The following is a 13,894-nucleotide window of genomic DNA, read 5'->3' as shown; positions in this document are numbered from 1 at the left end:
CCATTGCTAATGTTCATAGTCCCTCATATTATATCGGATAATAGCATAAATTTCAGTAACAAATTTATTTTAATAGACCATGTTTTTTTAAAACTATTTTAATCATCCTTGGTCTAAAAATTAATCTTCATTTGATTCAATTAAGACTTGCCTTGGCTTACTCCCATCTTGTGCGGAAACTAAACCTTGTGCTTCTAGGTCATCAATCATACGGGCTGCACGATTATAACCAATTCTAAATTTGCGTTGGAGTTGTGAAATAGAGATAGTATCCTGTTCCTTAATCAACTCCACTGCTTCAAGATAATATTCATCATCAGAGGCTTCTGAGTTTAAGACACTCTCTTCACTGACGACAATATTTTCATCATAATCGGCTTGTCTTTGTTGCTTGATGAAGTCAGTAATGCGCTCTACCTCTTCATCAGATATATAAGCTCCTTGAACTCGGATCGGTTTGTTTTTGCCCATAGGTTGGAAGAGCATGTCACCACGACCCAGTAATTTCTCAGCACCGACCGAATCTAGAATTGTGCGTGAATCTGTTCCAGAAGAAACAGCAAAGGCTAAACGAGAAGGAATATTGGCCTTAATAATTCCAGTAATAACATCAACCGAAGGTCTTTGCGTCGCTATAATCATATGGATACCGGCTGCCCTCGCCATTTGAGCTAAACGGATAATGGCATTTTCAACATCATTAGAGGCCACCATCATGAGGTCTGCTAACTCATCAATGATAACGACTATCTTCGGTAATTTCTCGTAGCCAGTTCCTTCTTCTTTGTTCCAACTCTCCACTTGTTCGTTATAGCCATCAATATTTCTCACCCCGCTTGTAGCAAATAGTTCATAGCGTCTTTCCATTTCTTCTACCACATTATTTAAAGCTCTAGCTGCCTTGCGTGGATTGGTAACCACCGGTGATAACTGGTGGGGTAAGTCGTTGTAGAGGGTTAATTCGACCTTTTTCGGGTCAATCATTAAAAATTTAATGTCTTCAGGTTTTGCCTTCATTAAAATAGAACAAATAATTACATTCACACCAACCGACTTACCTGAACCTGTTGCTCCAGCAATTAATAAATGGGGCATCTTGGTTAAGTCAGCCAGACAAACTGAACCTGAAATATCTCGTCCTAAAGGCACTTCTAAGAGTTTATCAGATTCCAAGCCCGCATCGACAATTTCACTAAAGGCGACTGGGCTGACTTGGGTATTTGGAACTTCAATTCCTATTAGCGATTTGCCGGGTATAGGGGCTTCCATTCGAATATCACGTGCTGCTAGTGCCAAAGCAATGTCATCAGATAAGGACACAATCTTACTTACCTTAACTCCCACAGCAGGTTCAATTTCATATTTAGTGACTGAAGGACCCAAATTGGCCTTCACTATCTTGGCATCGACCCCAAAACTTTCAAAAGTCAATTCTAATTTTTTTATATTGTCATTAATACGTTGATATTCTTCCGACTGGTCGACTACTGGTAATTTTTTTAGTAGCTTTTTCCCAGGGAATTGATAGGTTTTAGATTTCTTTTGTTTGGTTTTGGTTTGCTTTTGTAGTTCTTCCTTACTTAAAACCTGATCTAAGTCATCGTCAGTTAGAGCTTGCCTTTGATTACTAGCGTCTTGCCAATGACTAGCAGTAGCTAAGACATCTGCTTTATTAGGCGTTTGTTTAGAAAGTGCCTCATCAGCCATTTCGTCTTGTGCTATGGCTGTTTCAATTTCTTCTAGGCTTTCTACTTCCTTCGTTGGTAAAGGATTCAGCTGCTCTTTTGTCATTGAATCAATCGATTGACTATCAGCTTGAGAATGCGCTATTTCTTGATCGTGCATCTGATCAAAGAAGTCTAAATCCAAGACACGTCCTTCTTCTTGGGATAAACGTTTGGAGTTTAAAGATTTTTGCTGATAATCTTCTTGACGATAAGGCTTAAATTCATATTCTGTGGTGGGGTTAAAAGCGGGTTGGTCTTCTCTTTCGAAGGTTGGCATATAAGCTGTTCGATTGTTAAATGAAACATCCTTTGGAGGAAGACTTTGTGTTTCTTCTGTTTTCATAAAGAAGGAATAGAAACGACTAAATAGTGTTGTAAATACATTTTGCTTTTCTTGCTTTGATTCATTAAGTTCGTTGCCTTCAATATTCATAACCTCATCAGGATTTTCTTCCAATGGACTAGCAGCGATGATGCTTCGTTCATCGTTAAGATCATCACCTTTATCTTGGTAAACCTCTTTAAGTTCTGAAAAATCAGGAAAAAGTTCTTTAAAAAGATTAGTCATTTGGCTAAATAATTGCTGAATGGCTTGCCAACCGTTAATTAAAGGGCGATCTAAAAGAAAAATTAAGCCGATAAAGAAACTAACAAAGAAGAAGAGATAAGATCCCCATTTACCAAATAAATATCCGATACTGACATAAAGACCTGCTCCGACCAATCCACCCCCTAAGCTAGAAATACTTTGTTGAGATAATAATTCCTTACGGTAGATTCGAAATGCATGCTCAAACGCCGACTGCTGAGTATTATTTTGTAAGTAATCGTAATACTCAATAAAGTGTAAAGACCCTGCTAATGCGATTATAATTAAAAAACCACCTAAGAGTGGTCTCAAAGGTACATTAATTACTCTTCCTTTTAGCATCATCATGGAACCTAAGAATAAACTGGTATATAAGAGAAGTCCGTAACTTTCACCTACCATTAAACGAAAACCATTAGTTAGCATTAAACCCATAATGCCCCAATTGAAAATAGCGACTAAACTTAAGAAAGTAATTAATATACCTAAAAATAAGTAGATTGATTGGTACTTCATTTGATTGGGTGATTGACTCTGACGCTTGGATTGTTTTTTCTTTTGAGCCATTCACATCACATCCTTTCAGAACTCTCGTGCATGGGTTATTATATCATTTATGATAAATGATATCGAACAAATTATCGTATTTCTAAGTTTATTAAAGGCTTATACCAATTAAAATTCAACTTCTAGAAATACTCTTTTATATGATTACTAACTTGATAAACCACAAATTTTAGCTTAGAATGTATCAAGTCATTGTATTTGTTGTAAAATAACACAAAATAATATATCGTTAATTATATCAATTAGATGGAGCGTGAAAAATGAAATTTATAAAAAAATATTGGAAGTTAATTTTTCTTATCTCGATGGTTTCATTGATAGCAACAGGCTGTATTCGCTATGATGCATCGGGTAACCCAACTGGACCTATCTATGAATATTTAGGAGTACCAACTGCTAACTTCTTAGACTTTTTAGCAGATATTTTTGGCGGTTCTTATGGGATTGCAATCATGATAGTTACCCTAATCACTCGTTTGTTTATGCTTCCATCGACTTATAAGATGACTAAATCATCAATGGAAAGCTCAGCTAAAATGAAATATGCCCAACCTGAAATTGCAGAAATTCAAGAAGAAATGAAAGGAACAGATAATCCACAAGAAAAAGCTGCTCTGCAACAAGAGTTAATGCAAGTTTACGGAAAATATGACATTAACATGTTATCGAACGTTTCTGGCTGTTTACCATTATTAATTCAAATGCCAATTATTTCAGCTGTTTATACAGCGGTTCGTACATCCGATAAAATTGCAGAGTCCTCTTTCTTAGGTATTCACTTGGGTGGAAAGAGTTTACTATTAGTTGGTTTAGTTGCAGCAACTACCTTCTTATCTAGTTGGTTAATGCAAAAAGGAACAGCTACACCCGTTTCCGATAATCCTCAAGCCAATCAAATGCAACAATCAATGATGTATATGAACCCAATTATGTTAGGTTATTTCACTTATATTTCTAACGCGGGAATCGGACTATATTTCTTCACTGGTTCTCTTTTCACTTTAGCTCAACAATTCTATATGAATCAGGTTGCACGACCAAAAATTCAAAAAGATATTGATGAAAAAGTCAAAAAGTATCAAAATATGCCGCGAGTAAAGCGACAGAAAAAAGCGAGACAAACGAAAAAACAATTAGAAAAAGTAAATGCTGACCGTATTGTGCCGGTTAAAAATCCAAAAGCTAGAAATGCTGGAAAGCAAAGAAAGAATAAATAAATCTACATAAAATGAGCCTCACCACATTATTGTGCTGAGGCTCGTTTTATTTTTCTTCTTTAGCAAGTTCTTTGGCAATCCTTTCACTTTTATAAATTAAGTGTTGGTCCGTTAAAATCGGAAACTCAACATAGAAGATCGATCCTCTTTGATAGACAGACTCCACCCGAATTTTTCCGTGGTAGCCTTCTACTAATTGTTTAGCGATACTTAACCCTAAGCCATTACCACCTTTGGCACGCGCTCGTGCTTTATCCACTCGGTAAAACCTTGAAAAAACACGCTCTTTATCTTCTGCTGTCATTCCTTCTCCAAAATCTTGGACAGCAATTTCAACCTTATTCATGGTTTGACTGACTGAAATATGTATCTCCGGACGATCTGTCGAATATTTCACAGCGTTATCAAGTAATATTACTAAGATCTGTTCAAAGTGATGATGATAAATATTGACATAAACTTTTTTACTTTTCTCATTATCTAAATAAAAATGAAAGTTTGGATATAAAATTTCAAAATTATGGTGGACTAGAGAAGCTGCGGTGGTGATTTCGGTTACTTCGTCTTTGTAATCCACGTCTACATGGTCTGCTCTTGAAAGGTCTAACATTTCTTGGACTAATTCCTTCATTCGTGTAATTTCTTGCAGCGAAGCAGAAATAGATTCATCTAAAACCTGCTGATCTTCTTTACCCCAGCGATTTAACATCTTTAAATGTCCTTCAACAATCGCTACCGGCGTTCTTAATTCGTGCGAAACATCTTCCACAAACTGTTTTTGACCCTTTACATAAAGCTCAATCTTATCGAGCAGTTTATTAACATGTAAACTTAAATCGCTCCACTCATCATTGGTTCGCGGTCGAACAACACGAACCTGAGAGAGAGTATCTCCTTCTAATAAATCTAAAGTGTTAATAACATAAGTTAAGGGCCTTAAAAAATAATGAGCGATTAAAAAGCCACATAATATTGAAATCAAAGTCGTTATTAGAAAACAACGAATCAAAAAATAATTTAACTTTTGAACATACGCTACTTTTGCCTCAGGTAGAACAATATATTGAACAATGCCTAATAATTCTTGATTAATACGACTCGAAATCCGACTAGAGCCGATTAGATAATTCTTTCCTTTTATATTTTGCCTTTCAAGCTCTTTACTAGATGATCCAATAGGATATTGAAAATGCTGACTTTCATTTAATAACTTTTGTTCGGGACTATATAGGCGAATGATAGTTTGGTCGTTAGAATAGTGATCTATTAAAAACTTAACTTTTGTCTCACTATCTTGTTCTTTTTGGTCAAGGAATTGTTGAGCTTGGAAAGGCTGATCTTGGTCGGATAGCCCCTTAATTAAAAATTCAAATTGCATCTGATGACTTTCCTTTGATTGTTCATCGTACATTTGAATCGTTAACTGGCGATAGATTAAAAGTGAAATAAATGACAGCATAATCATTGCTAAGGATAAGAAAATACCCCATTTCCATTTAAGCGAAAGGGGTTGGTCTTTCTTAAAAGTAAAGACAGAAGATGATTTAGTTTCTGATGACATAGCCTGTACCACGAACCGTTTGAATATAAGATTCTTCTCCTGGAATATCGATTTTATTTCTCAAATAACGGATATAAACATCCACCACATTAGTTTCAACCTCGGATTTATAGCCCCATACTTGTTCTAATAAGACATCTCGTGGCATAACCATATTGATATTTTCCATTAAAAAGACTAATAATTCGTATTCTCTTTTAGTTAAATCAATTAACTCACCTTGTCTTTTCACCATACGGCTTGATTTTTCAACCACTAAGTCCCTAAATTTTAGATAAGGTTGATTTTGAGTTCTTGATTCATCTTCAGTCTCGATTCGACGGAAAAGTGCTCTGAGTCTGGCTAATAATTCTTCAATGGCAAATGGTTTAACGATGTAGTCGTCTGCTCCTTGGTCAAGACCTGAAACACGATCAATAACAGAATCTCTAGCCGTCATAATAATAATAGGTACATCTTTAACTGGACGAATACGGCGTACAACTTCCAACCCATTTAATTCAGGTAACATTAGGTCAAGTAAAATAACATCCCACTTTTCTTCTAAGGCCTTTTCCAAACCACTGCGCCCATCATAACAGATAGCTGTTTCATAGCCTTCATGTTGAAGCTCAAGCTCAACAAAGCGAGCTAAGTTCTTCTCATCTTCAACAATTAAGACACGTTGATTTACATTTTTTACCATGCGAACTTCCTCCTATAGACTTAACTTACTAACCAATTAACGTTTATTAAGGTCTTAGACTATTGGTCTACTCTTTCTTCACGCGATTCATCCCAAATGAAATGGTAGCTGCCAACTTTATCCACACGTTCATAAGTATGCGCTCCGAAATAATCACGCTGTGCTTGAATTAAATTAGCTGGAAGTACTTCACTACGATACGAGTCATAATAAGCAATTGCGCTTGAAAATCCAGGAACAGCAACACCCGCTTGAACTGATAAAGAAACAATTTCGCGAACACTTGATTGATACTGATTAGTGATTTGAGTGAAGAAATTATCTAATAAAAGGTTATCTAATTCTCTATTACGATCAAAAGCATCAGAAATATCTTGCAAAAAGCGCGCACGAATAATACACCCTGCACGGAAGACACGGGCAATTTGGCTATAATTTAAATCCCATTGATATTCTTCGGAAGCGCTGCGATATTCTGCAAACCCTTGAGCATAGGACATAATTTTTGAAAAATAAAGTGCCTGACGAATTTTCTCTATCCACTGTTTACGATCCTTTTGGAAGCTAGAAGTATCATGCGAAGGTCCTTGAATAATTTGAGAAGCCTTAACACGTTCTTCTTTTAAAGCAGAGATAAAGCGCGCATAAACCGATTCTGTAATTGTAGGTAAGGGAACGCCTAAGTCTAAAGCTGATTGCGAGGTCCATTTTCCAGTCCCTTTATTACCAGCTTTATCAATAATCATTTCAACCATTGGTCGCTTGCTTTCAGGGTCTTTTTCCTTAAGAATCTTGGCGGTGATCTCGATTAGATAGGAATTTAATTCTCCTTGGTTCCATTCCTCAAAGACTTGAGCAATCTCATCTGCAGACATTCCTAATAATTTATCCATGATTGCATAGGATTCGGCAATTAATTGCATATCACCATACTCAATACCATTATGAACCATTTTAACATAATGACCGGCACCATTTGCTCCCATATAAGCTACACAGGGTTCTTGATCAGCTGGTGCTTTTGCCGCAATTTCTTTTAAGATAGGCTCAACTAATTCATAGGCTTCTTTTGGTCCACCAGGCATTAAGGCAGGACCATGTAAGGCACCTTCTTCCCCACCAGAAACTCCCATCCCAATAAAATGTATGCCAGAGTCAGCTAAAGTTTCTGCTCTTCTCATAGTATCTTTAAAGAAGGTATTCCCTCCATCGATTAAAATATCTCCTTGGTCTAAAAGAGGTAAAAGTGATTGGATTGTAGAATCAGTCGCTTGACCTGCTTTTACCATTAACAAGATACGACGAGGCTTTTCAATTGATTGAACAAAGGATTCCAAGTCATAGCTAGCTACTAAATTTTTATCTTTATTTTCGTTTATGGCTGCTTCTGTTTTAGACTGTGAGCGATTATAAATTGCTACACGATAACCTCTACTTTCAATATTTAACGCTAAATTCTTTCCCATTACAGCCATTCCAACTACACCAATTTGAGCTAATGTCATCTAATTATCTCCTTCACTTTCATGATTATCTCATTCTAACAAACTTTTAACTTGAATTAAAGTTAACTTAATAAAGACAAATTGCATTTTATAGGCGTTTGCGTTACACTATTTTTATCAATGGATAGGAGGTTCCAGCCAATGAAAGCCAACAAAAAAAAGAAAAGTAAATACGATCGACGTATAAAAATCTTTTCGATTATTATGGTGATTACCATGTTAGCTGGTGTCATTTTTAGTCTCGTAATTTCTTTTTTTCATTATAAAGGATAATAGGAATGAAGTGGATTCTGCCACTTCATTTTTTATTGATTCGATTTGGTTTTCCCAAACCATTTTTCCATTCCACCCTTTAGAATAAAGACTTGGTCATATCCATTCTTTCTTAATATATTAGCAGCTCTTGAACTTAAAAAATAATTATCATCCACTAAATAAACAGGAATATCTTTTCGAATTTCACTAAAACGCATTTTAAATTGCGACATTGGAATACTTCTAGCTCCTAAAATATGACGTGCATCAAATTCTCCCGCTTCACGAACATCAACCACTTGGACTTTGCGAATAATTTCATTTAATTCTCCACTAGCGACCAATTGGGCTGATCGTTTGCGCATTATCCAAAGGCTTACCCAGAAAATACCATAAACTAAAAGAACAGTTACAATTATCCACAAAAACAGTTCAAATATACTCATCATTATTTCCTACTTTCTTTTACTAAAATTAAATAAGCTGCTCCTAAAATTCCGGCGTCATTGCCTAATTCAGCTAAGCTTATTTGTGTTTGATCTTTGATAGGTTGAAAAACAAATTTTTGATATTGTTTTTCAATGGATTCCTTAAGGGAGTCTCCAGCCTTGGAGATACCCCCTCCGATAACAATCTGTTGCGGATTGAGAATGTTTGCTAAGTATGAACAAGCTAAGCCTATGTATTTTGAAAAGTTTTCAAAAATTTCCAGAGCAAAGTCATCATTAGCTTTTACTGCTACCATTAAATCCTCAGCTTCAACCACTTGGCTAGCTTGGAACATTTGGTACAAAGAAGATTGGCCTTGATAATCTTTAGCAAGAAGTTGACCCAAGTTATTGAGACCTTTGGCTGAAGCAATCGCTTCTAAGCATCCCTTTTTACCACATGAACAAGGAAAACGATCGGTAAAGTCCACTGTTATATGGCCAATTTCTCCCGCTGAACCCGAAGCTCCTTTAATCAAACGATTTTGGCAGATAATTCCTCCTCCAACTCCTGTTCCTAAAGTTAACATTGCTAAATCACTGCAACCCTTGCCTGCTCCTTGCCAGAGTTCACCAAGAGCAGCTGAATTAGCATCATTAATGATCATAAAGGGAAGGTTGATTGCTCTTTCAAATTGGCTTTTAACGGGATGAGGGTGTACCCAATTTAAATTATAGGCTCCCTTAACTGAACCATCTTCTAAAATAGTGCCCGGACTACCCATTCCAATGCCTAGGTAATCTTCTGCTACTTCTTGTCTTTCTTCTAATTTGTTTTGAATAGATTCGATAATCGAAGGAACAATTTTTTGACCTTTATTTTGAGTCATGGTTGGTATTGACCATTTTTCAATAATTTGACCTTTTTGTGAAATAATGGCCATTTTAACACTCGTTCCACCCAAATCGATGCCGATAATCTTTTTCATATACAGCCTCCTAGCGATAGTTAAAAATTTTACCCATAATTAAGAAAGCAGTCAAAATAAATATTCCCCAAAAAACCCCTGATCTTATCTTCTTATCAACACTGGCATGCAATCGGTGACCTAGACCTAAGACTAAGGTCGTCATACCACCGTATACCGCTCCACCAAAATGTCCCCACTGATCAATCCCTTGAGAAGAAAAACCAGTAATGACATTCAAAATAATTAACAGTGAAAAATTAATGGCTCTTTGCCTTAAAACAATCATATTGGGATACATTTTCGCTAAGACAATATAAGCTAGAAACAAGCCGAAAATACCTGTCGAAGCACCTGCTGAAACATTGTCATTAAAGGCAAAAGAAAATACATTGCCCCCAAAACTAGCAAGTAAATAAATTATTAAAAAGCGTCCGTGTCCAAGAATTTTTTCTAAGTCTTGCCCTATAAAATAAAGAGAAAGGTTATTAAAAAGCAAGTGTTCAAAACCAATATGTATAAAGCTTGGTGTAATTAATCGCCACCATTCTCCACCATAAAGAATTAATTCATTGGACTTCGCTCCCGTTTTTATTAAAGCCTCTAAGGATGTTGTTGTTTGAAATCTTATTAACATATAAATGAAGACCATTAAGTTGATCGCTACTAAGGAATAAGTAACGAAGGGTAAGGCTAAAATACGTCTCTTTTTCATATTTGAAACTCCTTTAATAATTTGAAGTCCATTATACACTAAGTAGCTATTTTTTCCTATTGAGCCTAATTCAGTTAAAAATAAAAAGTCTAGGTCATTAATGGCCCAGACTTTCATAAAAATTATTTTTTAACTTCACGGTGTAATGTTACCTTACGATCTCTTGGGCAGTACTTTTTAACTTCCAGACGATCAGGATTGTTACGTTTGTTTTTATTAGTTAAGTAATTACGTTCACCGCATTCAGTACATTCTAAATTGATGTTTACGCGCATGATTTTCCCTCCAAACTAAAAAATATTTACTCTTCCAAGAACAGCACTATAAGATTATACCATTGTTTCTAAAATTTAGCTATGGTTTTTTATTGATAATAATAAGCTCCATGAGTTAACTGGCTAGCAATTTCATGAATGGTCATATCAGAGTTCAATTGATATTCGCCTGTTTGAATTAATGAAGATAATTGCCATTGTTCGATAAGGTTTTGAAACTCTTGAGCGGAGGTAATATATCCTTCTGTTTCTAATCGCTGAGAAATCTGACTAGCATTCTCTCCTTGACGAATTACAAAGGCTCCTTCAGCAGAAGCTTGGTTATTATCTTCACTTGCAGTTTCATCATTAGAATCTATGGATTCATCTTGTTCTTCAGTATTATCACTCTCATCTCTCAGTGACTCTAAATAATCAATTGATTCTCTTTGTTTAGCAACCTTTTCTGTTAAGGATTCGTTATCGGTGGTCACTTTTTCTAATTGTTTTTTTAAGTTTTCATTATCGCCTGTTAGTTTTTCTAAACTGGCTTCACTTTCTTTAACCTTGTCTTTTAATTGCCTGGTTTCTTGCCCATCAAGTAAGCTAGGTAAGGTCACTCCCTCGATTGGCACATACCCTTGAACAAAGGTAGCATAAACAGCCGTTAGTAAACTGGCAATTAGAAGCCCCACCCCTAATGATCTTAATTTTTCTTTTTTCATATTAAACCTCCTAACTAGCGGTTTTCAATATATTCATCGATCACGTATTGAATGGTTACGAGCTCTTCATCAACCTCATCTTCAATTTCTTTTAAGGTATAACCTTGTGAATAGTAACGAATGATGTCTTCGCGATTGCGATCATTGACATCATAATTGACACGCGGTTGAACCACTTCTTCTGCAACTTCAAGAGCTTCATGCTCTTCAACTGCTTCAATTGCTTCAAATTCTTCAGCATCTTCTTTGGGTGCAAAATAAACATCTTGAGCTGTTAAAGGCTGCATAAATTCTTCCTCAACACTTTCAATGGAAGTATCTTCCACCTTGAGTTGATTAATCGAATGTTGTAACTGTCTGATTTTTTCTGCGTGATCTTCAAGCTTTTTATTTAAGCTTGCATTACCTGTAGAGTCTTTGGTAAACAAAGACATCACCAAGACAATAATTGCCAGCACCAATAGAGCCAGTACTAAAATCCAAATATCCATTATTTCACCTCATCTATTTTTTCTCAGTTTAGCAAACCTTTGTGAAGATTTAAATAAATCTTTCTGAAAATTTAACCCTAATTAAGGCGAAGTTAAATTTTTCTTATTCTTATAATCAATAATAGTCTCTCTAGTGGCTGATTTCAATTCAAAGTAAGCATTATACACGTCCCGTGCTATTCGAGTGGCTTCACCACCGTATGAAGACTGGTTAAGGTAAGGGACAATCACGCTAATAGCTATCTCAGGATCATCAAAGGGTGCATAACCAATGTAAGTACCATTTATAACAGGATCATTTTTTGCATATTGAATAGGTCCTGCATAGAAGGCTTCTGTCGTTCCCGTTTTCGACCCTACTTGAAAAGGATAATCCTGCAAATAAAATGAAGCAGTTCCTTCTTGGGTATGGGAAACCATTCGCATTCCTTCTTGAATTCTTTGCATTTGGGCAGGTTCATTTTGAATGACATTCATTAACTTTGGTGGAATAGTGGTAACAATCCCACCTAATTGACCGTTTTTATCAGTTCCGCGAACTTCTTTAACCAATCTAGGTGAATAACGTTTGCCGTTATTAGCTATTGTAGAGACATATTGAGCCATCTGTAACGGTGTGTATAAGTCGAATTGACCATACGATAAATCAAGTGCTGAAACTAACATATTACTAGCAGGTGTATATCCCGTTGATTCATTGGGGAGGTCGATACCAGTCTTAGTTCCCAAGCCAAATTCAGCAAAGTTCCTTCTCAAAATATCGATGGTCCGAGGATTAATATTCAATCGTCCCTCTTCTTCATAATTGTATTGCCCACCGATACGCATGGCTAACTTAATCATGTAAATATTTGAAGAACGTTGCAATGCAATCATATCATCAATAGGAATTTGCCCTGTTCGATTGAATAGGGATGTTTTCTCTTGAGAAGCTTGGAATTTTAATGGTTCATCAACAATTACATTATCTGTTAAAGAAATAACGCCTTCTTTATAACCCATTGAGATCATGGCAGGCTTGACACTAGACCCCATACCGTAGGATGTGTTAATGGCTCCTAAAGCGTCATCAACAATTTGCTCACGATTATAGGTATCATTTTTTTTATCATAAGCATATCTCTTACCGGAAATGCCTAATACTTCACCATTTTTTGGATTTAAGGCTACCACATAAACTCGATCATTTAATCCCTGTTCGGCTCCCATATTAACTAAACTGCTTTCAACAATCTCATCTAACTTAGCTTGAAAATCTGTATTGATAGTTAATACCAGATTGTTTCCTTTTGAACCTTCGTAGACTTTATCATTTTTTAGAATATCATCTTTAGCATCTGTCACAATATTAAAAACTGATTTAGAGCCTTTTAAAATCGATTCATATTGCTTTTCTAAATAAGAAATTCCGATTCGATCATTCATAGCATAACCTTTAAGCAATAATTCCTTAGCGTCTTCTCTTGGAATACCGCGCTCTTCAGTCGAAACTTGTCCTAGGATAGAACGAAGCATATCCTTTTTAGGATAAACTCTTTGCCAATCAGTCCCAATTTGAATGCCGGGTAAGTTTCTTAAGTTTTCACTCACCCTAGCTATTTCTTCTTGGGTAACATTTTTATTTTTTATCGTAACGGTCGATAACTCGTAAGCAGCTGCCATACGTTTATAGATGGCAATAATTTTTAATTCGGCTTCCGAAAATTCTAAATCTTCGTCTTCAACTTTTGATAATTGAGCTTCATAAGCCTGACTGCCTGATAAAAGCAGTTCCTCATCATTTAAACGTTTACGAATTTCGTCGATATTATTTACGATAAAATAATCTTTCTTATCTCTTTCGGTAACTCCTTGAGTTGGTAATTCAATTAAAGAGGCTAACTGAGTAGCAATTTTAATAAGATCTCCATTATCTACCCTCGAGGCACGATCTCTGGTAAAGAGAATAGCTCGTTCCGGTTGATTACCGACAATCACATCACCTTGGCTATCATAGATCATTCCACGAGGCACAGCCCCCGTTGAAATGGTTGATTCGGTTCGTTGAACCATTTTAGTAAGACTTTCTCCTTTATATAGTTGCAAATAGCCCAGACGAATAAAAAGGGCTGTAAAAGCTAAAAAGGCTGTAAAAAATAAAAGATTTAATCGCCTAGGTATATGTGAACGCTTCTTTTTTTTATTTTTATTTAATTTTTTAGGCATCT

Annotated in this window: 13 protein-coding genes; 2 read left to right on the top strand and 11 right to left on the bottom strand. The window is 35.9% G+C overall.

Annotation, left to right across the window (positions count from 1 at the left end; genetic code table 11):
* Nucleotides 1-120: 120 nt before the first annotated feature.
* The gene (locus ACQV2O_RS00795; RefSeq protein WP_428874694.1) at nt 121-2,883 is read right to left on the bottom strand and encodes a DNA translocase FtsK; all 2,763 of its coding nucleotides are present in this window, start codon (nt 2,881-2,883) and stop codon (nt 121-123) included.
* A 260-nt stretch (nt 2,884-3,143) separates the two neighbouring features.
* On the opposite strand from ACQV2O_RS00795, the gene yidC reads away from it, so the two are divergent.
* Complete coding sequence (gene yidC, locus ACQV2O_RS00790) at nt 3,144-4,100, top strand: membrane protein insertase YidC (protein ID WP_428873780.1); 957 nt, start codon at nt 3,144-3,146, stop codon at nt 4,098-4,100.
* 46 nt (nt 4,101-4,146) lie between these two features.
* On the opposite strand, the gene ACQV2O_RS00785 is transcribed toward yidC, so the two are convergent.
* Genes ACQV2O_RS00785 through gndA form a run of 3 tightly spaced genes read right to left on the bottom strand, consistent with a single transcriptional unit; the run spans nt 4,147 to nt 7,851 of the window.
* Nucleotides 4,147-5,661 (bottom strand): ATP-binding protein, encoded by a 1,515-nt coding sequence (locus ACQV2O_RS00785; RefSeq protein WP_428874693.1) that lies wholly within the window; start codon nt 5,659-5,661, stop codon nt 4,147-4,149.
* Complete coding sequence (locus tag ACQV2O_RS00780; RefSeq protein WP_428873782.1) at nt 5,645-6,346, bottom strand: response regulator transcription factor; 702 nt, start codon at nt 6,344-6,346, stop codon at nt 5,645-5,647. The genes ACQV2O_RS00785 and ACQV2O_RS00780 overlap by 17 nt, the downstream gene beginning before the upstream one ends.
* A gap of 59 nt (nt 6,347-6,405) precedes the next feature.
* Nucleotides 6,406-7,851: an NADP-dependent phosphogluconate dehydrogenase gene (gene gndA, locus ACQV2O_RS00775; RefSeq protein ID WP_428874692.1), complete on the bottom strand. Its 1,446-nt coding sequence runs from the start codon at nt 7,849-7,851 to the stop codon at nt 6,406-6,408.
* A 141-nt stretch (nt 7,852-7,992) separates the two neighbouring features.
* Between gndA and ACQV2O_RS00770 the strand changes: the two genes are divergently transcribed.
* Nucleotides 7,993-8,124 (top strand): hypothetical protein, encoded by a 132-nt coding sequence (locus tag ACQV2O_RS00770; protein ID WP_428873784.1) that lies wholly within the window; start codon nt 7,993-7,995, stop codon nt 8,122-8,124.
* Between the two features lie 32 nt (nt 8,125-8,156).
* Here the strand turns inward: ACQV2O_RS00770 and ACQV2O_RS00765 are convergent, their stop codons facing one another.
* The 7 genes from ACQV2O_RS00765 to ACQV2O_RS00735 form a co-directional block, all read right to left on the bottom strand.
* Nucleotides 8,157-8,555, bottom strand: coding sequence for a rhodanese-like domain-containing protein (locus tag ACQV2O_RS00765; protein ID WP_428873785.1), 399 nt, complete (start codon nt 8,553-8,555; stop codon nt 8,157-8,159).
* A complete protein-coding gene (locus ACQV2O_RS00760; RefSeq protein WP_428874691.1) occupies nt 8,555-9,523 on the bottom strand; it encodes an ROK family glucokinase in 969 nt (322 codons plus the stop codon). Before ACQV2O_RS00760 ends, ACQV2O_RS00765 begins: the two co-directional genes overlap by 1 nt.
* A 10-nt stretch (nt 9,524-9,533) precedes the next feature.
* The gene (locus ACQV2O_RS00755; RefSeq protein ID WP_428873787.1) at nt 9,534-10,217 is read right to left on the bottom strand and encodes a rhomboid family intramembrane serine protease; all 684 of its coding nucleotides are present in this window, start codon (nt 10,215-10,217) and stop codon (nt 9,534-9,536) included.
* 122 nt (nt 10,218-10,339) lie between these two features.
* Nucleotides 10,340-10,492, bottom strand: a complete 153-nt coding sequence (gene rpmG / locus ACQV2O_RS00750; RefSeq protein WP_090290502.1) for a 50S ribosomal protein L33 — start codon at nt 10,490-10,492, stop codon at nt 10,340-10,342.
* An 89-nt stretch (nt 10,493-10,581) separates the two neighbouring features.
* Entirely contained in the window at nt 10,582-11,196 is a 615-nt protein-coding gene (locus ACQV2O_RS00745; RefSeq protein ID WP_428873788.1) for an endolytic transglycosylase MltG, read from the bottom strand.
* A gap of 14 nt (nt 11,197-11,210) precedes the next feature.
* Nucleotides 11,211-11,687, bottom strand: coding sequence for a terminase gpP N-terminus-related DNA-binding protein (locus tag ACQV2O_RS00740; RefSeq protein ID WP_428873789.1), 477 nt, complete (start codon nt 11,685-11,687; stop codon nt 11,211-11,213).
* Nucleotides 11,688-11,768: 81 nt separating this feature from the next.
* Entirely contained in the window at nt 11,769-13,892 is a 2,124-nt protein-coding gene (locus tag ACQV2O_RS00735; RefSeq protein WP_428874690.1) for a peptidoglycan D,D-transpeptidase FtsI family protein, read from the bottom strand.
* Nucleotides 13,893-13,894: the final 2 nt, after the last annotated feature.

The sequence above is a fragment of the Facklamia sp. P13055 genome, assembly GCF_050409445.1.
GTDB lineage: Bacteria > Bacillota > Bacilli > Lactobacillales > Aerococcaceae > Facklamia.
The sequence above is the reverse complement of the archived record's forward strand: the minus strand, read 5'-3'. Positions and strand labels throughout refer to the sequence as shown.